Raw genomic sequence first — 24,869 nt, 5'->3', positions numbered from 1 at the left:
GACAGGTTTACCGTTTATTATCCTCTGCTTTTTTGCGCCTCGAGACTTTCAATCAATGCTTCAATGCGAGTATTTACCAGTTCCTCCTTGTAGAAGGAATCGTCAACCATGTCTCCCTCAAAGGAAGTAGATTGAATGCCCATTTTTTTATTTAAATTTTCAGCTAATAGGAAATGTGAACGAGAGAAAGATCGGCAAGTTCTTGCACCATGGAAGACAATACCGTCGATGGAATAATCTTTGGAAAGTGTCATCATTCGCTCTTCGGTAATCGGGTAGCCAAGGTTAAGCTGACATTCCAAATGATTAATCGCAATTCCTCTTAATGGGTGTTCGGGATCGATTGTGTCAGGCTCGTGCCAGAAGGCCATGTGCGTATATCGACCCGCAACAACTGTGGCATCATAGCTTGCAAACTTATCTGCCATCCAGCCCAGCTTATTCCAGTTCATAATTCCTTCCCAGAAAATACGGTATTTCTCATTCGGAACTGCACTTACACCGTTGTCGAGTCTCTCTTGAACCTCGTCTTTAACAGCTTGCATTGCTTCCACCGTTCCTGGCCATGCAGTGAGATAATTAACCGGTGCAATTTGAATCGACCAATCAAAGAAGCTCGCAGGTGCCGGTTTTGCCTTACATAGTTCCATCGCTTCCATCCGAAGCTTTCCAACTTTTTTCGTTACACCCATTAACTCTTGGAATTTATCCCAGTTATATGGCTTTCCGCTTACTACCTCTAAAAATTTAATTAAATCTTCAAACTGTCTAACAACGTATTTTACGTTTTCCTCAAATTCTTCACCTTTCATGTAGGTAGAACCGTTACGCCCCATATGATAAGGAATAACAACATTGAACCAAGGGATTTTTTTACCAAAAACACGCTCGATTGCCCAATCCCACTGTGGTCCAGTGGAACAGCCTGGGTAACAAGTAACAATCGCGTCTGGTGCTGGGATTTCAGTCGCAATTGGACCTGGATTTAAATCATCAGGTACACCTAATTCAGCGAACATAGCACAACCCATTTGTGTTCGCGCATAGGAACAAAGTTCACGATTAAATCCCTTGTTCTCAGCAAAGGTTTGCGGTTCTTTTTCCTCATGTCTTGCCGCAACACGGGCACCGTACCCTTCCCCGTGAATCCAAGCCATATCCTGAGCAGCCATAAATGGGCCAATTGGCAGACCAGTCGTATAAACGACCTTTTTACCGGTCTTCTTGGCATTAATCAGATCCTCCCAATATTCATTAACAAGCTTATTCACCAATTTTCCTGACTTTAATCGATTCGCTCTTTTCGCTTCCTGTACTGCCATCTATCATCATTCCTCTCGATTTTGTTTGCTTTATATAAATATCCTAAACAGCCATTTCAACAAAGGCTTCTAGTCTAGTTTTTATGGTTTCGATGGAGTCTAATTCGTGTGAGATTTCTAGGAGTAGGTGTGGGATTCCAGCTTCTTGCATGGCATCTTTAATATCTGGGTAGAAGAACATATGTGGTTCACAAAATTGTGCCATCACGATGACAAGTTGGTCTGCCTTATACTTTCGCATAGAATCAACGAGGTATTGAGGCCAATCCGTTTTAGGGTCACATCTTGTAGGACAAGGGACATTAGTATTTTTATCAATATAATGAGCAGCAATGGCTGCAAGTGGCTCTCTGTCCTCAGCGATATTATCACTGATATATCTGTAGCCGTGGAAAAGGTCATCTCCTACAACAACAGCACCGGATTGTTCTACAAGTTCTAATATTTCGTTTTTCGGTGCGCCGCAGAAGCTACCAGATAAGAAGACACGCACACCTTCTTCTTTGATAGAATCCTTCTTAGCTTGAAGCTTTGGAAGCAGACTCTCTAAAATTTCGTTATGCTCTTCCTTCGGAATGACCATGCTAGATTTAATAATCGATATCATGTCACTAGAAGTTAGCAGCGACGGATGTAATGATTTTAACTCGTAAATTTTCCTAATTAGGCTGCGGTTTTTGTTATAAATGCGAATGCTATTTAGGATGTCCTCATCACTAATCTCTTTATCTGCAAATCTTTCAATATCCCGTTTTAATTCTTTCAATCCTGTAACTATATCTCCATGTGTCCACGCCTGATTGCCAACAGGCAAACGGAAGAACATGTTATTGACCTTTGGAAGGAGATTTCCTACCACTTCTGCACCACCGACGGCTTGGATACAATAATCACCACCGACAAAACCGTCTAAGAAATCTAATTCTCCCTTCGCTGCTTGATCGACGATACTGCGGGTCGGACCACAGAAATAAGCGGGATAATAGGCGTGCCCGGTAGTAATCGGTTCCTCTTTTACTTGAAGGACAATCGGTAAGACGCCAGCTGCATGTAGTAACTCCTCAGGAAAGTGCATGATGTAACAGCCGATAATTTTGGATCCGGTTTCCATTTTCCATTCTTTTGCTCTCTCATAGGGGTCCCCTGCTACTTGGGCTAATTTAGTTAAGATTTCATCTGATGATAAATTTTGGTACATAATTGTGTTCCCTCCTATATTTAAAAGAAAATGATATTTTACCCTGCAAATGAAAGGCCCCCGTTAATGCTTAAGGTTTGACCTGTTATTCTGTCAGATTCAGGTGAGGCAAAGAAAAGCGCAGCCTCTGCAACATCCTCCGCATTAGGTAAACCAAGCTTCGCACGGTCGACAGCTTTCTGAAAAACATGACTTGCTTCTGTAGCCATTACGGCATCAAATCCTGGCGTGTCTTGAATAACCGTTAAACAAAGAGCATTCACGCGAATTTGCCAGCGAGCAAACTCATTTGCCAACGCTTTGTTCATCAGTACAAGACCAGCTGCTGCCGATCCGATTAGTGATTCTCTCGGGGTCGCAATTCTTCCCGCGTCAGAGGTAATGATGACAATCTTCCCATAATTTTGCTCTCTCATATGGTCGAGCAATGCCCGGATTGCATAAAGCCTAGAAGATTGTTGGCTATTTAAGCAGCCGTCATAATCATTTGGGTCTAATTCGTGAAAGAATTTTGCATATTGAACGGTTGCACCGCCATTTGCTATTAAAATATCAATCTTTCCCATTTCATCAATAGCACGGTCAGCCATCAGTTTGACTGAATCGTAGACAAACAAGTCACATTCTAAAAATATTGCACGTCTTCCCATTTCTTCTATTTCCGCAACCACTTTCATTCCGTCCTCATGATTTCTGCCGCTAACTACTATATCTGCTCCACTTTTTGCAAGCTTTAATGCCGTTGCTTTACCAATTCCATTTGTTCCGCCTGTAACTAATGCCACTTTACCTTCAAGATTTGTAATCATGATTTTCTCCTTTTTTTGGACAAGATTTAATATTCAGATATTTTCATAGAAACTAAGACTGGAGTACACGTCCGATGGCCATTACTTCTGCCTCTTTCGTTCCTTCATAGATTTCAAGAATTTTCGCGTCTCGGTACCATTTTTGGACACTGTATTCCTCCATATATCCGTACCCGCCATGAATTTCGATCGCCGCATTAGCGCAAAAAACTGCTGTCTGTCCACCTAAGTATTTTGCCATTGCCGAAAGCGTAAAATCAGGTTTTCCTGAATCAACAAGCCATGCTGCTTTATAGACGATATTTCGAAGTGCCTCAACCTTAACGGCCATTTCCGTTAATTTTGTCATTGTCGCTTGGTAGCTTCCAATCGGATTACCAAAGGCGTATCTTTCTTTTGAGTATTTGACCGCTTCATCGAGACAAGCCTGAGAAATACCCAATGCCTGAGCAGCAACCATCATCCGAGTAATATCAAAGAAGTGCATAAGCTGTGGGAATCCTTTTCCATCTGTCCCAACTAGATTGGACTGGCGGACGCGGACATTTTCAAAAGAAATTTGTGCCGTATCACTGGAACGTATTCCTAACTTGCCATGAAGCCTACTTCTGGTAATACCCTCAGTATTGGCATCAACGATGATTTGCGAGAAGCGCTTATGTCTTTTTTCATCTGGCTGGGTAATCGCCTGCACCACCATAAAATCACTTACTGTACCATTTGTGATGAAGATTTTGCTTCCGTTAATAATGAAATCATCTCCGTCACGAACGGCCCTTGTTTGATACCCTGCCGCGTCCGTTCCGGCATTAGGCTCGGTGAATGCTCCTGATGAGACCCACTCGCCACTGCACACCTTAGGTAAATACTTTTGCTTCTGTTCCTCGGAGCCGTATAGATATATTGCTTCACATCCGAAACTTGCTGTGATAATATTCGTTCCAATTCCCATATCTACACGGGATAGCTGTTCTGTAATTATGGCCTGGCCTAATATCCCCATCCCAGCGCCGCCATATTCTTCAGGTATCCATGCTCCAACGAGACCTAATTCTGCAGCTTTTTTTACAATTTCAGGAGTATATTTCTCTTCTCTATCACATTCCGCAGAATGTGGAGCAATTTCATTTGCTGCAAATTTATAGGTCATATCCTTTAACATCGACAATTCTTCTGTTAAGTTATAATCCACAGTTCAAAACCTCCACTTATACTTTTTCTAAGACATGAATACACATGGCAGCTTCTTCGACACCAATACTGCCGCCGCCATTTTCAGCTAGACCGATTCTTGCCCCAATAACCTGTCTGTTTCCAGCTTCCCCTCTAAGCTGGGTAACAACTTCGTATATTTGTGCAAGACCGGAAGCCCCAATTGGATGGCCCCTGCTTTCAAGTCCACCACTCGTATTAATGGGAATCGATCCTCCCAGCGTTGTGGCGCCTGATTCTGCTAGTGCTCCCCCTTCACCAGGAGGGCAAAATCCCATTGCTTCACTTTGGTGCAGCTCACCATAAGCAGTAGCGTCATGTAATTCAGCTAAATCAATATCCTGTGGACCAAGCCCTGCTTTTTCATACGCCTCTCTTGCAAGCCTTTCACCGATATCCTCCCCATCAAGGTCTCTGTCTGAACCTTGACCATGGACGGAAGCAAGAATTTTAACTGGACGAGATTTTTCAAGCTTTTTCAAAAATCTTTCAGAGCAAACGATAACTGCTGCTGCCCCGTCCCCAACTGGAGCACACATACTGCGAGTTAAAGGGTAGGTAACAGGACTATCGTACAGAACATCTTCAATGCTCATCCGATTCTGATACTGTGCTTTTGGATTAAGAGAAGAGTGAAAATGGTTTTTCGATGCAATTGCTGCTAGTTGTCTTTGGGTTGTACCATACTTGCTCATATGCCAACGAGTCATCATCGCGTAAACATCCATAAAAACGCTTCTTCCAGCCCCAGGTGGTGATTCTTCCTGAGGGAGTGCAACCTCTAGGTTCTTTCCATAATCCAATAACAAATTGATCTGTCTATCAAAGTTCTCTACGTCCATACAGCTTGAGTATGCGGATAATGATTTTGCTTTATCTGGGTTCGTTAACTTTTCAGAACCTACGGCAATGGCGACATCATACATGCCAGCTCGAATTCCTGTATATGCTAGGTGCAGAGCAGTTGAGGCTCCTGCACAAGCATTTTCCACATTTGTAACGGGAATCTTATCAATCCCCATCCCTCTGAAAACCACCTGACCGCGAATCGAGTGCTGCTTATCAAACATTCCCCAAAAGGTATTTGAGAAAAAGCCAGCCTGTAAATCTTTTGCGCTAATTCCAGCGTCCTCCAAAGATTGCTGTATTACCTGCTCTGCCATGGTCCTAACTGTCTCTCCGGGGTACTTACCAAATTTGTTCATCCCAATCCCGATAATAAAAACATCCTGCATATTATTGCTAACCTCCTATTGACTAATTTGTTTTGTTTACTTCCTATGTACCTGTGTTTTATAGAATTGCACCAGCTACTACTCTAGTACTTAGGCTTCGAGCTTAAAAACCGCTTTATAGCAAAAGTCCGTTAAAGACTCAGCAGTCATCTCTATTTCTCTTGAGCTAGTTGGCTGCCGCATAATGTGATTTCCATAACCTTCAAACATACAAGCAAGTGCACGAATCGTAACTTGGACATTCATATTGTGGCAGTATCCTTTTTTCATAGAGCCTTTAATATCGCGCTCAATCCTTATAAATAATCTCTCACTTATTTCCAACCATTTTTCTTTATAATGCTGGTCGACCATCATCGCTTCTTTTAATGCTAGGAGTACTCCTCTGTTTTGATTGTAAAAGTCTAATATTATTCGGGATTCATCTTTCATCGTTTCATAAAGGCTTTTCGACAAGGTTTTGGGCTGTACATCATGTTTAACCTTTTCGAAAAGTTCGTCTACTAATTGATCTAGGAGGTTATTTTTATTTATAAAGTAATGGTAAAAGGTTCCATGTCCTACATTAGCTCTTGTCGTGATGTCTTTGACAGTCGCCTTCATGTAACCGATTTCAGAAAACACTTCAATAGCACTTAACATGATTTGATTCTGATTCAACGTCTTCGGCCGGTGTACTTTCGTTGCCTTCTGAGATTTTGCCATTTTCATATTTTTAACTCCTATTTTTCGTAAATTTTACCTTTATAAACATTGTAGTCATATATGACACTAATGTCAATATAAACTGATAATTCAAAAATATAAAAATTTTCATCTATTCTCTTAGTATTCAAAGACAACAAAAATAGGGTGTCCAACTTGGAACACCCCTGCACCTTATATCGTTAAATTAGTACCTTGCTCTACTTCACCATTTTTGACCATTTCCTGCAGCTTAAATTTCTGGATCTTCCCTGCTGCTGTCTTTGGAAATTCTTTAACGAAATACCAATTCCTTGGTCTCTTAAAACCTGCCATATTGGCTTTACAGTATTCTGTAAGATCGGATTCTGTTGGCAGATTAGCAAAGGAAGTTGGGATGATAAGCGCCGTGACTTGTTCTCCCCAATACTCATCCGGCATGCCTACTACAGCTATATCGGCTACCTTAGGGTGGTCTCGCAACAGTGATTCCACTTCACTTGGATAAATATTGACGCCTCCGCGGATAATCATATCCTTCAATCTACCCTTAATTTTAATAAAACCTCTTTCATCCATTGAGCCAATATCGCCTGAATGCAGCCAGCCATCGTCCTTAAGGGTAGCGGCTGTCTGTTCAGGCATATTATAATAGCCAACCATTGTTTGATACCCGCGACAGCAAATCTCCCCATCCATACCAAGCGGAAGCACTTCGCCGGTTGCAGGATCAGCAATCTTCACTTCAATATGCGGATAAGGCTGCCCAATAGTTTCTGCCTGGTCCTCAGGGGAATCATCAAGGTGCGTTTGAGTTGTTCCGCCATGCATCTCGGTTTGACCGCAAACAATCGACATCCCACAGCCAAGTTCTTCTTTCACCCGGCGAACTAAATAAGGTTCAACCTTAGAGGCACCAGATAGTAGAGATTTAAAGGTTGAGAGATTGTATTTTTTCCGATCAGGATGGTTTAGGATTGCTTCAACCATTGTTGGTACAAGCAGTGCGAAGGACCCTCTCTCTTTCTCGATCAATTCAAGGAATAATCCTGGGTCGAACGCATTTACGAGTACATGAGTGCCTCGTTGTTGAAGGGTTCCGAGTACGGCAAACCCACAGCCGCCCATATGAACAAGCGGCATAACATTCACCCATACACCGCCGACTTCCATTCCTGCACGTTCAGCCATAAATTTAGTTGAGTTGGTTATGCCTTTATTGTGAAGGATGGCACCCTTGGATTTACCAGTTGTACCTGAGGTATACATGATGACAAAAGGATCTTCAGGCTTTACTACTGGAAAAATAGTTGATTGACTGCCGCAATTTATGAATTCCTCAAAATTCGTAAAACGAATCACTTCCCGCAGTAATGGTAAATTTTCGCGAACATTGGTAACCGCCTCGAGCATGTTATAGCCACGGTATTCATCAACAAGGAAGATTCCTGCTGCTTCTGATTGACGTAACAAATAATCTAGTTCTTTCTCCCTTAACGCAGGATTAACAGTCACTAAGGTGACTCCTGCAATGGCACAGCCAAATTCAATCAGTACCCATTCCACTTCATTTGGAGCCCAAACCGCTACCCGTTCCCCAGGCCTAAATTTTGTAAGCAATGCAGAAGCAACTCGCTCAGAATCAGCTAGCAACTGACTGTATGTCCATCTTCTGCGTTTTGCCGAATCCGCACCCCCTTCGACTAATGCAATCCGATTAGGAACTTCCGCTGTAACTTCCCTTAATACTTGAGCAACAGTCCAATCGTTTAATGGAAGTGAAGTATCAGCCGGCCAGTAAGACTCCTTTAATACGGTAGAATGGTAAATCTCGTGTTTCGCCAAATTAATCCTCTCCCTTTGCATCTATTTAATATGACTCCATTGTTTACACTGTAGAATCTATAGGTGCACTAAAAACGAATGTATGGTTGTTACTTCATTTTGACTTGGTTCATTATGCATAGTACTAAGTATGGTTTCAATGATGTTTCCTATGTGCAGTTACGATAAGGGTGACGTAAACTGAAATTATGGTCATCCAGTTTCACATCACGATGATCGAGTTTTTTGTTTATTCCTCACCTCCTTTAATGTTCGCCAGCATCGGCATATTTTCCTTTTAATTTTCTAACAATGACAACACAATCAAACGTGACTTCTCTGTCATTTATAAGTAAAAAGAAGCAAATAAACTTTAAAATAAAATCAAACTGAAAAAATTAAAGTTTATTTGTATCTGTAAAATTAAATTAATATTGTAAGCGCATACATTAAATATAAAATTTTCCTAAAAAGGAAAAATCAATCATAAAGAATAAGCAACAATAGGATTAACTTCGCTGCTTATTCTAGCTATTTAGTAAATCGAATACATTATTCCTTAAATACAGCTTTATAACACAAATCTGTCAATGATTGAGCAACCTCTTGTATTTCTGCTGGTGTCACTGGCTGTACCATTAGATGATGCCCATAACCCTCAAACATACATGTTAAAGCTCGAATCGTGACCTCTTCATTCACATCGTGGCAGTATCCCTTTTGGATCGAACCTTTGATATCGCGCTCAATTCGCTTAAATAAGCTTTCACTAATTTTCAGCCATTGTTCCTCAAATTGTCTGTCCACCATCAGCGCTTCTTTTAACGCCAGCAAAATGCTACTGTTATTTACGTAGTACTCAAGAATTCTTTGAGCTTCATATTTCATTCTCTCGTAAACGGTTAGTTGCATATTCTTTGGCTGGACATATTCATCCACTTTCTCCGCCAGTTCGTCTACCAGTTTAGTTAATAGGTCCTGCTTATTTTTGAAATAATGATAAAAGGTTCCATGCCCCACATCAGCACGTGAAGTAATATCATTCACAGTTGTTTTCATGTAGCCCATTTCGGAAAAAGACTCCAAAGCACCACTCACAATCTGCTCGCGTATTAATGCCTTTCGACGGTCAGTTCTTGAATAATTTTCAGCTTTCATATTATTCTCCTATTTGAATCAGATTTCTATATATAAAATTGTAGTCACTTATGACTAATGTGTCAATATATAAAAACTATTCAGAAAACTATTTTTCACTCATTTGCTAAATCAATAAGGTAAAACAAAAGCCGCTTACCATTAAAGTAAACGACTTTTTCTTTCTAATCATTCAGTTCCCATTGTAACTCCGAGTGACGTTAAAGAACCCAAGCATTTTTTATTCAATTTTAATCTTCAACTTTTTGTGTGTAATATTGATAACCAAGGTATTGGTAGTTTTGTCTCTTATACATTTCTTTTGGGGTGTCTTGGCCATCTGCGACTAAAATAACTGTCTTATCGTGGAAGTTATCCATCACAAATTTTTGAATCCTGGTGCCGATTCCTTTCTTTTGGAAAGCTTCATCCACACCTAAATTATCAATTTCAGCTGTATCCTCCGAAATAATGACATCCACTGTACCTGCTGGCGTTCCTTTATATAATGCAAGCAGCTGCATAAAATTCGGGTTCTCAAAAATCCACTTATTTAACTCAACCTTTTGATTGGCGAAATTGCTCCCAAACACGATATCTTGCTGATATTGTAAAGCAAGAAATGCTTTCAAATTTTGATTTGTTACAATTTGAACCTCAATGTCAGGGTGATCCTTTACCTTTGGAAATTGGTTCGGTTCAATTGCATATAATTCTAGAAAACCAATATCATAATGTTCCTTATTTAAGTAATTCACTAAATCAGCTGGGACTCTTTCATTGACAGGAAACTTAAATTTAACATGCTTCTGACCATTTTTTCGATGGAAATCACGTAAATAACGTTCTGCCTCTTTTAATTTATCTAGTGTAGGAAAGGTTTTAAATTCGATATAATTGCTATCGTAACGCGATAACATTTCCGGAAAGTGATAGTGTTGGTATAAATCATTTTCCGTCATTAAATGAGTATGTTTATGTATATTCTCAAATGTAATTTGCATGGAAGCGATCCCCTTTTTACTATTATAAATACTTAAACAATTTCATTAAATCCTCTTTTGTTACAGCCATCTTTAAGACGCCACTTTTTTTAAAATCAATGATCGCTCGAAGGGTAAGAATCGTTGGTGGTGCGAGTTTAATTTGTTCATTTTCAAGTGCAGTTATTGCGTCTTCCGGCTTAATCCACATCGCTCCATCAATTTCGTTTTGGTCTGGTTCTGGAGTTTGTCCTTGTGGAAGTTTTGCTAGAAAAAAACGGGTATCGAAACGAATCGGACTTTCCTCCGGTGTAATAATTTGCCCGAAATAAGTTAAACATTGAGGATCAAAATAAACCTTTTCTTGCTCTAATACCTGAATAAAATGGATTTCGTTCTTCACAAGATCATTTCGATATTTCACAGCCTTCTCCTTAGACAATAAAACCGGGAGACCATCTAACGAATTACACAGCAATATCCCCACTTCTTCAAACAATTCTCTAGCTGCCGCAATATAATATGAAAGATTAATAGAAATTAGTGCTTCATCACAATTTACATATTCATCTTGCACTAATGTATCATGACTTTCTACCGTTCCTCCAGGGAACACATGAAATCCGCCCAAAAACTTCATAGTGCTTGGTCGCTTTGTTAGATACACCCTAGATAATTCGTCCATCAACACTACAGTTGAGGCCGGTTTTGGAGTTGCAGCCAATTGAGTCCCACCCCTCTTTTAAAAACAACGTATAATCCGATATTATATTTATTCCACTTCCTATGAGATTACTCCTTCCTTCCTATTTTTTCCAATATTCAGATATAAACGCGCTTAACATTTCGTTTAAACTAGCCTTTTTTTGGCTTTTTAACCATTCGACCTGATCGATGGGCAAATGTAATTTTAGGCTAATGTTCTCATTCGGCATTTCTACTTTTCTAATCTCTTCTAATGTAATTCCCTCTTCTACATTCGGAAACGATGAACTATTTTCATTTACCCTTTCAAGTTCTTCGTACTCATCAATGGAGTCGAGGTCACAGAATAAATTAAGCTGTGGTAATCCTCCTGACAATGTTTTTAAGTGCATAATAGAATCAATCAGCCTGCCATTTTCTAATTCTATCTCAATAATTAAATTTTGCTCTTTCTTATATTTTCTCTCCGTAACTTCACTAACGATCAAATCCAATTCAAGTGTATACCCCGAAGTAGATTCAAAGATATAAATGGCGCTATTAAAAATTTGTATAGTCTCACCATCAATTTTAACTGACTTTACTGCAGCCATTAAACCATTCCCCCATACCAATGTTCCACACAATACTAATAATAATGATTATAACCTATTAAAATACAAACAGACTTATTATCTATTTTAGTATTATTTCTTAAAATAACAAAACCCTAAATAAATGATTGATTCATCTATTTCATTTTTCACTCCAATTGAATTAACTATTATAAGGTCAGTCGAAAAGCCATTGAACCGAACAAAAGCTGAACTTACCTCAAAACTATAAAACTGGGAGGGAATAGCATGGTTCGACATGTAACTTTAGTTCAAAAAATAAAAAGGATTTTAAAAAATGAACTAGATAACCCTAATTTTTTAATTGAAACCATTGGAAAATCGGTATTGGGAGAAGATATAGATTGCATTGTAATTAGTGAAGACCCAATGAAATATGGGATTTCCTATTGTCAAAAACAATATAAAGAACTAACTTCTAAACCTTCAAGACATACTAGTACGTATAAGGATATGAAATTACCAATCCTTATTAACGCTTCTATTCACGGAACTGAACCAGTTGGTGCAAAAGTGGTCCTAGAGTTAGTTAATTATATAAAGAAGAACGAAAACGGGAACGCATCAGAATTATTGAAACATTTTATTTTTATCTGTGTACCGATGGCTAACCCTGATGGTCTTAATAAGGGGACAAGATATAATGAAAATGGATTTGATTTAAACAGGGACTTTATTTTTCAAACCCAACCAGAAACAAAAGCAATTGTTAACCTCATAAAGACATGTAACCCCGTTGTTTTATTTGACCTCCATGGATACGTTTCTAGATTCAAAGATAAAATTGGAGTGATTGAACCATGTACTCATCCACACAACCCTCATTATGAATATGACCTCTTCATTAAGTGGGCATTACCGATGGCCGAAGAAATGGAAAAAAATTTGTTGCTTCATAGAAACAACTTTTTTTCCAGCAGATATAAAAATATGGAGGGAGTCTGTATTCCGTTTAGAGACCTATCTTCAGGATGGGATGATTATGCACCATTTTGCACGTCAAGTTATGCCATTTTACACGGAGCAATAGGGTGTACGGTCGAGGCACCTAGCAGCGATAACGATAGCATTCCCTGGATGTTACAAGCCATTTTAGGAGCTTGTCGTCTATTAATTGATAATAAAGAGGAAATTCTTTCAGACTACCTGCTTTTTTTTCAAAGAGGAATTGATTCGAACCACCCTAATCACCCAAACGATTTTTTTCCATCTTTTTATATTTTCACTGAATCAGACAGTAATTCCCACAAGGTAAACAGGCTCGTCAATCATCTCATTAACAACGGTGTAAGAGTAGATATTACATTAGAGGACACAACCGTCGAGGAATTGTTTGTTCCAAAAGGAACATTTGTGGTACGAATGGACCAAGCTAAAGCCGTGCTAGCCAATACCCTGCTATGGAAAGGAGAAAAAGAACCTAAGGGGAATTTTTCAGATATATGTGTTTGGAGCTTACCTCTCCTTTGGGGAGTTCAAAGTATAACAACTTCAATATCACTCCTTTTTGAAACTAAAGAAATAACTAATATGGATATTCCTGATCAAGAAGAAATTAAGACGTCACATGACAAAAGAATTGGAATTATTTATGATGGCGGGTTTTATAGAAAGCAATCTCATGCAGGCCTTAAAAGCTGCTTATTAAAGCTCGGTTACACGGTAAAAGAGTTTCATCCAAGAAGTTTGTTTAATAAACAATCCTTAAAAGATATTGATGTACTTATTTATAATGGATTCGAGCATTTGTTTTATACGAAAGAAAGAGTTAAACCACACTATCAAAAGCATGTACTTGAATCGAAACAACAACAAAAAAGGTGTAAAAAAACAATTGAGTATTTTCTCACAAACGGAGGCAAATTCATAGCAATTGGAGCGGGACCAGCTTTGATTACAAAAAGTATCTTTAATTTAACCAATTGTACAGTAAATACCAGTCAGAGGAACAATAATGCCATTATTCACGTCGATTACCGTGACCACCCTATTAATGAGGGCTATTCACCTAAAGATATTGGTTATGTCTATCGACCTGTTTGGTTTTCGAATACAGATGGTGTGGAAATCATCGCGAGCTTATCAAGCGACGAAGACGGATTGATTGCAGGAAATTGGCCAGATTTTGAAAATGCAAAGGGTTATCCTGTCATTATTAAAGAAAAAACTCGTGATGTCCTATTAATTGGCTTAGAAATTTGTCACAGGGCTCAACCAGAACATTTATTTACCATTCTAGAGAACGCTATTAATTCTTAGTTCAAGATATCCAAGAAATAAAAAGACAGGAATAGGGGTTGAGTTCGATGCACACCGAATTCAACCTCTTATTGATCATACATCTAACAACTTCTGTTTAACTAAATGAGGAAACCATTTTCCCTCATGACATAAGATAGTAAAAACGTATTAATATCGAAGGAGCGAAGATTAATATTAATGCAAGAATTAAAAAACGGAAGATATAAATATTTTTCTGAGCATATAGGCGAGGGTCGAACCAGCCAAGTGTTTAAAGGAATCGATACAACTTCTAATCGGGAAGTTGCAATTAAGCGCATGAGTAATAGTGATGAGGCGCATAAAGAATCTGATATCTTGAAAAAAATTCCTAGACATCCCTTTCTCTGTGAATATATAGACTTTTTTGAAGATCAACTGTATGCCTATATTGTAATGGGGTATATAAACGGTGAAAGACTTGGTTTCTATAAATATGGAAAAATTTACCCCCCTAACAAAGCAATAGAAATAACACTAAACATTCTAGAAGGGATAGCACCTTTTCATAAAGCAGGGCTGCTTCACTGTGACCTTTCACCGCACAATATACTCCTCTCTAAAGATCAACAATCTATTCAAATTATAGACTTCGGATGTACCGTTCACAAAGACAAGAATGGACAATTCCATGGCAAGCCTATGATAGGTACACTAGGTTTTTACCCGCCCGAGCAGAAAAGGAAAGGTTTATCGCCTCTTAACGATAGTACCGATCTTTATAGTATTGCTTGTATCCTTTTATATTTATTAAATGGCAAAGCCCCCTTCTTTCTCGAAAAGGCTTGTAATCAAGTCAAAGATGCCGCACTACAAAGTGTTTTAAAGAAGGCAACAAGTTATAAAAAAAGCGACCGCTATCAATCTGCAAATGAATTAAAAATAGCTATTTCCGCTCTTAGAAATACTCAGTAATCAAGTACAACATCCCTTGCTACAGAGAGAATTTAGAAAGGAGTAAATCATGCAAAGTAAGTCAATTGGCATCATGATCACTACAGTTAAAGTAAGGAAACAAGTATTGGTTGAGAACTTAGAACGCCTGGTTAAGTTTGTCCCTCCGCCCTTCGTAATCTATATATATAATGATGCTGGACCTCAGCTTTATGATGAGATTAAGAGTGTCATTCCTATAACGAAAATTAATGAAATCACCCTTCAATGCTTCAACGATCTAGGAGAAATAAACAAGGACCCCGTCGGGTGTGGAGGAGGTCGGCATTTTTTATTTGAGGTAATGAAAGAAAAGTTTGATATTATTATTTCTCTCGATGATGATATGCTCATACATGAAGGATGGTTTGAAGCCATCATAACGGGCATTGAGGATCACCCAAAGCATTCAATCTTTACAGGAGTTGTAACAGATTCACGCGGAAGAGTTCAAATTGCCGGTTCTAGGATGAATTTTAGAGGTAACACCTTGAAAAGAAGAGCAAATCAAACTGTTTCGGGAACGTACACCGTGACTGATTGGGGTCCTTTAGGTTGTTTAGTCCTTTGCCGCGATGCACTCAAGAAGGAAGTAACCATACCAAGTTTATTTGTTCGTGAAGATTCAGCCTTTTTTCTAATCTGTAAAAACTTAGGCATTAATGAAACCATCGTATGCAAAAACGCAGTTGCGGTTCATAAAGCAAATGCAGTCCCCAGTTCAAATCTTCGTCAGCCCGAGAAACTGCAGGAAGCTAAGGAATACTATAAAAAGCATTATGGGCTGGATATGTGATAAATTCAAAAACACCTCCTTTTTGATTCTAAAAGAGGTGTTTTTTTGCGGTGACCTTATATCTATCTTTTATTCTTTTTAGAAAGATTAACTTTTTCAATAAGACCATTTTTTTCTATAAATTCTGGTTTGAAAATATCCCCCCATTCTTTAAGGACTTCCTCTATCATTTCTTTTGTTTGTTGTTCATTTTCTTTTTGTTGTCGTAAAGTAATGTTATTCTTATGATGACGCTGATTATAAAGCGTTTTGTCAATCCAATAAAACTTATAGTGGTCCGCCAGCTTTAACATAATCTTAAAGTCCTCAGCTTGGCTTATTGGCCATCCACCTATGTGATCGAGTGCACTTTTTCTATATAACCGAGGGCAGTGTGTTTTCCTTTCGGTTAATACTTCATATTTATTTTTATAATTCATCCCTTTGTAAACAGGACCTGGTACAACTGTGTATCTCTTTTGAATCCATTTCTTTCTATTCCCATAACAGAGACCCACATCGTCCGGTTGTTTGGACATTGCATCTACCATTGTTTCAATCGCATCTTCTTCTAACCAATCATCACCATCAAGTTCCAATATATATTCACCTAATGCATAGGTTAATCCTAAATTTAATGCTCTTGCCTTCCCACCATTTTCAATTTTAAGTGGGATTATTCTTGCATCATTAAATTTAAAAATCTCGTCCCAAGGATTATCTGTAGAACCATCATCAACTATTATCAATTGAAAATCTTTAAACGTTTGAGTTAATACACTTCCGATTGCTTGTCTAATATATTTTCGCTCATTATAAAAGCTAATCAATACTGTAACTTTCGGAGTATCCCCTTGCTTTATGCGATGATAATTACTTGCCGCTATACTTTTAATCTTTATGTCTTCTCGTGGTGTGATTGTGGTATAAGAATGTTCCCCATTTAATCTGTATTCCATCAAAAACTGAGGGATAAATTTAATTTCGCCAATTCTAAGAAGTCGAATCCAAAACTCATAATCTTCAACCTTTTCAAATTTAGAATCGTATCCTCCCGCCTTAGTAAAAGCAGCTTGTTTAAATAAAAAGGACGCCCCTATAAAGTTTTGTTGCAGTATGTCTTCTTTATTCTGTGACATAAATTTCACCATTTTACCTCGGCGAATTTCATTATTGTCCCTGCTTTTTCCATTCTCATCAATAAGATTAAAAAGTGAATAAACTAAAACAGTATCCTCAGATGCATTTACCAATTGTTCGTAAAGCGTTTGTAAAAAATTTCGATAATGTCGATTATCACTGGAAACCCAAGTTAAAAACCTACAGTGGTTTAAATGTGAGAATCCTTGATTTAGAGAATATGCAATCCCTTTATTCTCATTTCGCAAAATGATCTCGCAGGGAATCGTTAACATTTTAGTTGCTTCTTTTACAGCTTGAACGGTTTCATGATTCGCACCATCAATAACAATCACTAATTGGAAATCACGAAAATTTTGGGATTCTATTGATTGAATACATTCATCAATATATTGTGGCTTCTGATTGTAAACTGGAAGAACTACTCCAATCTCCATTTTTTCCCTCCTTTCAAACGAACGAGATCATTATATAACTCTCTTAAAAAATCTTTTGGACAATATCCAAAACGCAATTTATCTATCATATTTATCTTATGATCTTCTCCAAATTATGTTTGTATAAATCTTTCATTCATTTAAAATAATTTGTAATTAAATTCATACACGAACAACCATTTACTAACATATTATTGAAATAAGGTATTAGTTTTCCCATCACAATTTTGTGTTTGTCTTTGATATTTAATGAAGGAGTTAAAAAATGGATAAAGGCAAGATTAAAGCGCTTACAATTTTTGGAACTAGACCAGAAGCAATTAAAATGGCTCCGGTAATACATGAATTAAGCAACTATAAAGATAAAATAGAATCCATTGTAGCAGTCACAGCACAACATCGAGAAATGCTTGATCAAGTTCTTAAGGTATTCGCTCTTAAACCTAATTATGATTTAAATATTATGACAGACCGCCAATCACTCTCCAGTATTACTACTCGAGTTCTTAATGGTATCGATGAAATCATTAAAATAGAAAAACCTAATCTCGTATTAGTCCATGGGGATACAACAACAACTTTTGCAGCAAGTCTTGCGGCTTTTTACAATCAAGTATTAATTGGACATGTCGAGGCAGGCCTTCGCACTTATAATAAACATTCTCCTTATCCTGAGGAAGTTAACCGACAATTAACAGGTAATTTGGCAGACATACACTTTGCCCCAACATTGGAGGCTGAAAAAAACTTAATACGTGAAAATAAAAACAGAGAATCTATTTTTGTTACAGGTAATACAGCTATTGACGCACTTAAGTTAACTGTTACAACATCTTATTCTCATGAAATTTTTGATAAAATAGAAACGATCGTCTTATTTTAGTAACGGCACATAGACGAGAAAATTTAGGTCAACCTATGCGCAATATATTTCGTGCAATAAAAAGACTGGTTAATGAACATAAGGATATCCAGGTCGTCTTTCCTGTTCATTTAAATCCGTTGGTACAGGATGATGCAAAATACATTTTGGGCGACCATGCACGAATCCATTTGACTCAACCTTTAGGGGTCATAGACTTTCAAAATTTCGCAGCTCGATCGTATTTAATATTAACCGATAGCGGCGGCATCCAAGAAGAAGCTCCTTCGTTAGGTGTTCCAGTAGTAGTCCTTCGAGATACAACAGAAAGACCCGAGGGAATTAAAGCCGGAACACTAAAATTAGCAGGAACTAACGAAACATCTATCTTTTCAATGGCTCATGAACTTTTAACAGATACACAGGTTTATCAGAAAATGGCACAAGCTTCAAATCCATTTGGAGATGGTGAAGCCTCAAGACGGATTGTTGAGACGATCCTTTATAAGTTTGGTGAACGTAATAAACCAACCGATTTATTTAAATGCCCACCTGTTGATTGAACCCCATAAAAATGCAGAGATTTCTTAATCTCTGCATTTTTATATTTCATCTAATTTTCTAATAACCATACTTTTAAAGTCATCTGTATATGCAACAATTTCTCCATGTTCAATAAGTCTTTTATCACTAACTTTCCAGGTATGTTCATTTACATCATTTTCTCTTATCGCTGCAAAATTATACCTGCTACTTGAATAGATTCTATAACCATGTATAATGCATTTCTTTTGAAATTCAGTATCTTCTCCCAATGTCAAGTTGGGAAACTTAATTTTATCTATTATGGACTTTTCAAAAACCAAGGTTGCTCCACTAACATGCTTAACATATTTGTTACTTAGCCCGTGACCTCGCAATAGTAATGCATGATTACTTTTCAAAAAAACAAAAAATTCTTCTTTACCGACGATACTAGCATTTGTTGTTTTTAATGCATTCATTGCCTCTGTTAAATACTCCGGACCATAATAATCGTCATCATCAAACTTTGCGATGACATCATATTTTGCTTTCCCTATACCATAATTTAAACATTCTCCAAGCGAATAATCTTGGGGAAGCTGATAAATAGTAATACCCTCAATGCCTCCAATTTTTCCCTTTATGAGGTTTATATCCATCTCATCTTTATTTAATATAATAATAAGCTCCTTATCTTGAAATAATTGATTCGTGTAGTTCTCAATGATATTACTAATTAAATGTTCTCTTACTGTACAAGTAATGATTGAAATGATATTTATTCCCCCCATCCTTATATATTTCTTTATTATTATATGTAATATTTTGGGGACAGTTTCCTCTTCATATAAGTATGTGCCTTAACTCTTAGTGAGCCTCCAATCATGCTGGATATTGTAAATTATTCATTTGTGATGACAAGCACACAAACCAAAATAGTAAATTTTTAATATTATAATATTGCATTCTTAAAGAACCACCGATAAAATTGTTACTTTTCTCATTTACTATGCGTTTTTTGAATGAAAACAAAAATAACAGAATGGGCAGTGAATGATTTATGAAGGTTTTAATTACAGGGGGAGCCGGTTTTATTGGTCTTCATTTTGTTGAAAAATTATTAAAAGAAAAAATAGATGTTGTTATTATAGATAATTTATCAAGCGGAATCAAAGAACGAATCCCAAAATCTGCAGCATTTTACAAGGCCAACATTGAGGATTTAACCATCGAAAACATATTTGCTATTGAGAAACCTGATTACGTCGTTCATCTTGCAGCACAGGTATCCGTACCGGTCTCTATGAAAAACCCTTTAGCTGATTGTCTAGCAAATATTGCTGGAACCGTTAATCTCCTTCAAAATTGCGTGAAATATAATGTTAAAAAGTTTATTTTTGCATCATCAGCCGCGGTATATGGTGAACCAGCATATCTCCCAATTGATGAAGATCATCCACAACACCCCATCTCATTTTATTCCCTTTCGAAACAGACTTCAGAACAATATATAAAGTTATATACTAAACATTTTGGTTTAAACCACAGTATTTTAAGATTTGCCAATGTATATGGACTGGGACAAAACTCCCATGGTGAAGCAGGTGTAATTTCAATATTCTTACATTCTATTTTTGAACAGATCCCTCCCATTATTTATGGTGGTGAGCAGACAAGAGATTTTGTCTATGTAAAGGATGTAGCAGATGGGGTATATTGCGCACTCCATAATGGAAGTAATCACACATTTAATATCAGTACCAATACGGAAACGAAAATAAATGAGTTATTAACTTTAATGGTGAAAAAGGTAAACACTAATTTGACTCCGGTCATTAAACCACAGCGAATAGGTGATATTGCTCAAAGCAGGTTGGATAATACAAAGGCCTTAACGGAACTTCACTGGGTGCCTAGGTATTCACTAGATAGAGGTTTGCAGGAAACCATTGATATATATCAACAAGAACTCATAAAAGCAAGACCGAAAAAAAATGGAGATGGTTGAATTGATCACGAGAGAAAAGAATTTGGTCAGTATCATTATCACTAGTTTTAACAGGGAGAAATATATTAAGGATTGTTTAGAAAGTATATTGGCACAAACTTACAGGGAAATAGAAATTATTTTAGTAGACGATTGTTCCACTGATAATACATTACAGATTTTTAATGAGTTTAAAAGGGCAGCTGTAGAAAAAAGACCGGAAATGAAAGATCGAATCATCTCGATATCACTGCCGAGGAACGTTGGATATGCAGGACCTTTAACCTTGGGTATGTTTCTCAGTAAGGGTGAATTTATCGCCATTCAGGATTCGGATGACCTCTCACATCCAGAGAGGATTGAAAAACAGGTCAGCTATTTAAACGCTAACCCGCAATATGAGCTTGTAGGAACTTTATTTTCGTCATTCTTCAATTACAAAAATGGGAAATTTTTCGGCATACGTCGACCAGTAAGCTGGATTAAATTCGATGAAAAAATCTATAAAGTTTATCAAAGCGGGGGACATTGCATTTGCCACGGGACAACCCTTTTCCGGGGATCCGTTTTTGACCGTCTTGGCGGCTTTACTAGAAAATTAGGTAAGGAAGCAGATTTTGAATTTCTTCAAAAATGTATTAATAATGGTGTTAAAGCTAACAACCTCCCAGAAGTGCTTTATTACTATAGGAGACATCCTGAACAAATGTCAAAACAAAAAGATAATTGAGGCAAAAGAAGTGAAAATATCTTTAATGAAACCAAGAAACATACGAGCTTTTTACAACTCGTATGTTTCTTAGTTTTATCATGATTATGACAAAAAAAGTTTACCATTACTAGCATAAAAGAAGCCACTGGCCAAGATTGCCTTTGACCGTTGTTTATTCCTTTTATCCTTCTGTCAATTTCCGATAAAGCATTAACAGTCTTTCAACAGTTTGCTGCCAGGTAAAATAGTTTCTTACCCGTAACACACTTTCCTGACCCATTTGTTGAATCTTTTCGGGATTTGATAGTAAGTCGAGAATGTGTTTGGTTAATTCTTCACGCACATTCGAAGGGTCTATTAAGAATCCGGTTTTTCCATGATCAATAATTTCAGGCATACCGCCGGATTCCGTAGCAATGACAGGGATACCGGTTGACATTCCTTCTACATTTACAAGTCCAAAAGCTTCATTTTGCTCGGAAGGAACGAGAAGTAAATCAGAGATTTGAAACAATGTATGGATCCTATCATGCGGTATAAAAGAAGTAAAAACAACGTAATCTTTTATGCTCTCAGTCTGTTTTTTTAATTGGTTTATATAAGAGGTATGGTTAGTAGACTTTTCAAGTGCACTGCCTGCAATTAACAACCGAATAGAAGGGTCCGCTTTAATTAGCTCTGGCAGTGCTTCTAAGATATGATGTACCCCTTTGATTTCGATTAGTCTCCCTACATATAGGAGAATTTTATTATTGGATAAACCTAGTTCTTTTTTTAACATTTCTTTTGTTAGGCTAATGTCTAAATCCCATTTAGATTTAAACTGCTCAGTGTTTACTCCCAAATGGTTAACAAAAATTTTTTCTGAATCACAATTGGTTCTATTCAATATATAACTCTTTAAAAAATGGCTATTTACCATAATAGAATCCGTTAAATTTAAATAGTTTATCAGCACTTGTTCATTCATGTATGGAGGGGAGATAAATTTTACCGAATGAAGGTTTAGAATAATTTTTGCATTTGGAAATGCATGACGAATGGATCTAACTATTCTGGGGCGGTTTTCTATTTGAATAATATCGGGTTTGTCATGTTGCAGCTGCTCTACTACTTGTTGAATATAGGGTTTTGTATTAAATTCATAACGATAAAAAGTTATATTTCCGTTTCTTTCAAAGATTGATTGTTTTTTCATCTTTATTCCAAATATGATTACATCAACATCTTTTTGAAGCAGATTGGATGTATTTTGGACAACTAACTCAACAGAACTTGATTTATTACCAGGAATCGGATAAACGCCTGGAGTAATAATAGCGATCTTAAGCCTTGGCACCTTATTTCCACCCCTTTCTGTAATCCTTATTATATTAGCTTACGCACTGGGGATAAAAACGTGTGGACAGGTCTTCTATAAATATAAAAAGTTAAAGAAATGTTCACAGCATATTATCCTTTATTGCGTTAAAATAAAGTCGAATCAAAATGTGATGTACTTCACAATTTTTCAGGTTAGAAAGAAGGAAATACAGTCATGTCATTATACAAACCCGATCAAATACTCGAAATATCCATTAAAAATGGAATGAAAAAGACTAGTTATCCGTTACTTACAACCATGTTGTTAGGTTTCCAGGCAGGCGCATTTATTTCATTAGGATTTCTGCTTTATTTACGTGTTACAGCGCCACTATCCGAAGGGTTATCTGGACTTAGCGCAATTTTAGGTGCCTCTGTCTTTCCGATTGGACTTATCCTTATATTAATAGCAGGCGGAGAACTTCTCACAGGAAATATGATGGTGGTTCCATTAGCAAAGTTTGCAAATAAAATTACTACAAAACAAGTTCTGCAAAACTGGTTTCTCATCACCGTAAGCAATTTTCTAGGTGCGATTTTCGTTGCTTACTTTTTCGGACATATTGTAGGATTAACTGAAACAGGCGTCTATTTGGATAGTACCGTTCATATTGCTGAACATAAGGTAGAGGCTACCTTTCTTCAAGCATTTGTCTCAGGTATAGGTTGTAACTGGCTAGTGGCTGCAGCAGTGTGGTTATCGTACGGAAGTGAAGACATGATGGGCAAAATCACGGGTATATGGTTCCCAACAATGGCATTTGTAGCGATTGGTTTCCAACACGTTGTCGCCAACATGTTTGTCATACCAGCTGCAATATTTGCAGGACACCTTACATGGATGGACTACTTAGGTAATTTTATTCCTGTTTTCTTAGGGAATGCCGTTGGCGGAGCACTCTTTATTGGAATGGCTTATTGGTTTGCTTATAAAAAAAATGAATACACTGTTATCGAAGGCACTAAAAAGACTGGAATGTTAGATAAAAAAATTGGATTATAATCTTTAGTGAAAAAAGTAAAAGAGCCGTGATAATCACGACTCTTTCTTCTATTTATTCAAACAACGGACTTACTGCTCTTTCATTATGAATTCGATCTATAGCATCTGCTAGTAATGGGGCTACAGACAGCATCGTAATTTTATCAATTCTCTTTTCTTCTGGCTGCTCAATCGTGTTCGTTATAACCAATTCTTGAATCGCTGATGATTCAATTTTTTGAACAGCAGATTGAGAGAGTACTGCGTGTGTACAGCAAGCATAAACTGCCTTTGCCCCATGCTCTACTAAAGCATTGGCTGCTAATGTCTGCGTTGTGGCTGTATTAATTAAGTCATCACAAATAATGACATTTTTCCCTTCAACATTCCCAATAATCTCAAAAATATCGGAAACATCAGGTTCAGGACGTCGTCGATCAATTAGGGCGATCGGGGCATTTAAGTACTTGGCCATTTTCCTTGCTCTCCCTACAGCACCGTTATGTGGTGCGACAACAACTACATCCTCAAGTCCCTTTTTTTCAAAATACTGTGATAGAATCGGAATGCCAAATAAATGATCCACTGGAATATCAAAAAAGCCCTGTACCTGCGGTGAATGAAAATCCATTGTCAGCACCCTGGTAGCACCTGATTTTTCAAGGAGGTTCGCTATTAATTTGGCTGTAATCGGCTCACGGGATCTAGCTTTTCGATCCTGACGTGCATAGCTGTAGTAAGGAATAACCACATTAATCATTTTCGCTGAAGCTCTTTTTAGAGCGTCAATCATAATCAGCAGCTCCATGATATGGTCATTATTCGGGTGTGAAGTGGATTGAACAACATACACGTCAGAGCCGCGCACACTTTCTTCGATATTTACCTGAATTTCACCATCACTAAATTGAGTGACCGAGCTCCTCCCAACCTCACAGCCTAAATGCTTCGCTATTTCCTTTGCCAAGCTTTGATTAGAATTTAGTGAAAACAATTTAATACCTTTTTTCAATTGATACGACACTTTATGTCCCCCATGCTTTGTTTATTTACAATTCCTTAACGTCTCATTTACCTATTTTACATGAAATACAGTCATTAGAACAAATATTTCATTTAGGAACCTTCGAACTTAGACTAGAATTACTGTA

The 24,869-nt window shown here is 37.5% G+C and carries 21 protein-coding genes and 1 pseudogene; 7 read left to right on the top strand and 15 right to left on the bottom strand.

The features are described from left to right. Positions 1–17: 17 nt before the first annotated feature. The 11 genes from QFZ31_RS02795 to QFZ31_RS02745 form a co-directional block, all read right to left on the bottom strand. A complete protein-coding gene (locus QFZ31_RS02795; protein WP_262305512.1) occupies positions 18–1,322 on the bottom strand; it encodes a 2-hydroxyacyl-CoA dehydratase subunit D in 1,305 nt (434 codons plus the stop codon). A 43-nt stretch (positions 1,323–1,365) separates the two neighbouring features. Next, entirely contained in the window at positions 1,366–2,520 is a 1,155-nt protein-coding gene (locus QFZ31_RS02790; RefSeq protein WP_307300718.1) for a 2-hydroxyacyl-CoA dehydratase subunit D, read from the bottom strand. Positions 2,521–2,558: 38 nt separating this feature from the next. Further along, entirely contained in the window at positions 2,559–3,329 is a 771-nt protein-coding gene (locus tag QFZ31_RS02785) for an SDR family NAD(P)-dependent oxidoreductase (protein WP_307300716.1), read from the bottom strand. A 52-nt stretch (positions 3,330–3,381) separates the two neighbouring features. Beyond that, positions 3,382–4,521, bottom strand: coding sequence for an acyl-CoA dehydrogenase family protein (locus tag QFZ31_RS02780; protein ID WP_307300714.1), 1,140 nt, complete (start codon positions 4,519–4,521; stop codon positions 3,382–3,384). A 16-nt stretch (positions 4,522–4,537) separates the two neighbouring features. After that, positions 4,538–5,776 (bottom strand): thiolase family protein, encoded by a 1,239-nt coding sequence (locus tag QFZ31_RS02775; protein ID WP_307300712.1) that lies wholly within the window; start codon positions 5,774–5,776, stop codon positions 4,538–4,540. Between the two features lie 90 nt (positions 5,777–5,866). Further along, complete coding sequence (locus tag QFZ31_RS02770) at positions 5,867–6,487, bottom strand: TetR/AcrR family transcriptional regulator (RefSeq protein ID WP_307300711.1); 621 nt, start codon at positions 6,485–6,487, stop codon at positions 5,867–5,869. Positions 6,488–6,655: 168 nt separating this feature from the next. Beyond that, entirely contained in the window at positions 6,656–8,305 is a 1,650-nt protein-coding gene (locus QFZ31_RS02765) for a class I adenylate-forming enzyme family protein (protein WP_307300709.1), read from the bottom strand. Between the two features lie 531 nt (positions 8,306–8,836). Next, the gene (locus tag QFZ31_RS02760) at positions 8,837–9,442 is read right to left on the bottom strand and encodes a TetR/AcrR family transcriptional regulator (RefSeq protein WP_307300708.1); all 606 of its coding nucleotides are present in this window, start codon (positions 9,440–9,442) and stop codon (positions 8,837–8,839) included. A gap of 230 nt (positions 9,443–9,672) precedes the next feature. Then, the gene (locus tag QFZ31_RS02755; RefSeq protein WP_307300707.1) at positions 9,673–10,425 is read right to left on the bottom strand and encodes a GNAT family N-acetyltransferase; all 753 of its coding nucleotides are present in this window, start codon (positions 10,423–10,425) and stop codon (positions 9,673–9,675) included. Between the two features lie 22 nt (positions 10,426–10,447). Continuing rightward, entirely contained in the window at positions 10,448–11,128 is a 681-nt protein-coding gene (locus QFZ31_RS02750) for an NUDIX hydrolase (protein WP_307300705.1), read from the bottom strand. An 82-nt stretch (positions 11,129–11,210) separates the two neighbouring features. Next, on the bottom strand, positions 11,211–11,702 hold the full coding sequence (locus tag QFZ31_RS02745) for a hypothetical protein (RefSeq protein WP_307300703.1): 492 nt from the start codon (positions 11,700–11,702) through the stop codon (positions 11,211–11,213). A 249-nt stretch (positions 11,703–11,951) separates the two neighbouring features. On the opposite strand from QFZ31_RS02745, the gene QFZ31_RS02740 reads away from it, so the two are divergent. The 3 genes from QFZ31_RS02740 (at position 11,952) to QFZ31_RS02730 (ending at position 15,732) form a co-directional block, all read left to right on the top strand. After that, positions 11,952–13,982, top strand: a complete 2,031-nt coding sequence (locus tag QFZ31_RS02740; protein ID WP_307300702.1) for a M14 family zinc carboxypeptidase — start codon at positions 11,952–11,954, stop codon at positions 13,980–13,982. 180 nt (positions 13,983–14,162) lie between these two features. Then, positions 14,163–14,918, top strand: a complete 756-nt coding sequence (locus QFZ31_RS02735; RefSeq protein WP_307300700.1) for a serine/threonine-protein kinase — start codon at positions 14,163–14,165, stop codon at positions 14,916–14,918. Positions 14,919–14,967: 49 nt separating this feature from the next. Further along, positions 14,968–15,732 carry a glycosyltransferase family 2 protein gene (locus QFZ31_RS02730; RefSeq protein WP_307300699.1) on the top strand — a complete coding sequence of 255 codons (765 nt, stop codon included), beginning with the start codon at positions 14,968–14,970 and terminating at the stop codon, positions 15,730–15,732. 62 nt (positions 15,733–15,794) lie between these two features. On the opposite strand, the gene QFZ31_RS02725 is transcribed toward QFZ31_RS02730, so the two are convergent. Next, positions 15,795–17,288, bottom strand: a complete 1,494-nt coding sequence (locus tag QFZ31_RS02725) for a glycosyltransferase family 2 protein (RefSeq protein WP_307300697.1) — start codon at positions 17,286–17,288, stop codon at positions 15,795–15,797. A 265-nt stretch (positions 17,289–17,553) separates the two neighbouring features. On the opposite strand from QFZ31_RS02725, the pseudogene wecB reads away from it, so the two are divergent. Beyond that, positions 17,554–18,713 (top strand): annotated as a pseudogene (wecB, locus tag QFZ31_RS02720) (non-hydrolyzing UDP-N-acetylglucosamine 2-epimerase). 39 nt (positions 18,714–18,752) lie between these two features. On the opposite strand, the gene QFZ31_RS02715 reads toward wecB, so the two are convergent. Then, positions 18,753–19,466 (bottom strand): glycosyltransferase, encoded by a 714-nt coding sequence (locus QFZ31_RS02715; RefSeq protein ID WP_307300695.1) that lies wholly within the window; start codon positions 19,464–19,466, stop codon positions 18,753–18,755. Positions 19,467–19,735: 269 nt separating this feature from the next. Here QFZ31_RS02715 and QFZ31_RS02710 point away from each other — a divergent pair, with 269 nt between their 5' ends. Next, complete coding sequence (locus tag QFZ31_RS02710; RefSeq protein ID WP_307300693.1) at positions 19,736–20,683, top strand: NAD-dependent epimerase/dehydratase family protein; 948 nt, start codon at positions 19,736–19,738, stop codon at positions 20,681–20,683. 1 nt (position 20,684) lies between these two features. Next, complete coding sequence (locus QFZ31_RS02705) at positions 20,685–21,392, top strand: glycosyltransferase family 2 protein (protein ID WP_307300691.1); 708 nt, start codon at positions 20,685–20,687, stop codon at positions 21,390–21,392. Between the two features lie 163 nt (positions 21,393–21,555). Here the strand turns inward: QFZ31_RS02705 and QFZ31_RS02700 are convergent, their stop codons facing one another. Beyond that, on the bottom strand, positions 21,556–22,713 hold the full coding sequence (locus QFZ31_RS02700; RefSeq protein WP_307300689.1) for a glycosyltransferase family 4 protein: 1,158 nt from the start codon (positions 22,711–22,713) through the stop codon (positions 21,556–21,558). 198 nt (positions 22,714–22,911) lie between these two features. Between QFZ31_RS02700 and QFZ31_RS02695 the strand changes: the two genes are divergently transcribed. Next, on the top strand, positions 22,912–23,739 hold the full coding sequence (locus QFZ31_RS02695; RefSeq protein WP_307300687.1) for a formate/nitrite transporter family protein: 828 nt from the start codon (positions 22,912–22,914) through the stop codon (positions 23,737–23,739). Between the two features lie 52 nt (positions 23,740–23,791). Here QFZ31_RS02695 and QFZ31_RS02690 read toward each other — a convergent pair whose 3' ends face one another. Continuing rightward, positions 23,792–24,742 carry a ribose-phosphate diphosphokinase gene (locus tag QFZ31_RS02690; protein ID WP_307300686.1) on the bottom strand — a complete coding sequence of 317 codons (951 nt, stop codon included), beginning with the start codon at positions 24,740–24,742 and terminating at the stop codon, positions 23,792–23,794. Positions 24,743–24,869 lie beyond the last annotated feature (127 nt).

Origin of the sequence: Neobacillus niacini, assembly GCF_030817595.1 — a bacterium.
In the GTDB taxonomy this organism is placed as follows: Bacteria; Bacillota; Bacilli; order Bacillales; family Cytobacillaceae; genus Neobacillus; species Neobacillus niacini_G.
Note: the sequence above shows the minus strand (reverse complement) of the source record. Positions and strands in the feature narration are given on the sequence as shown.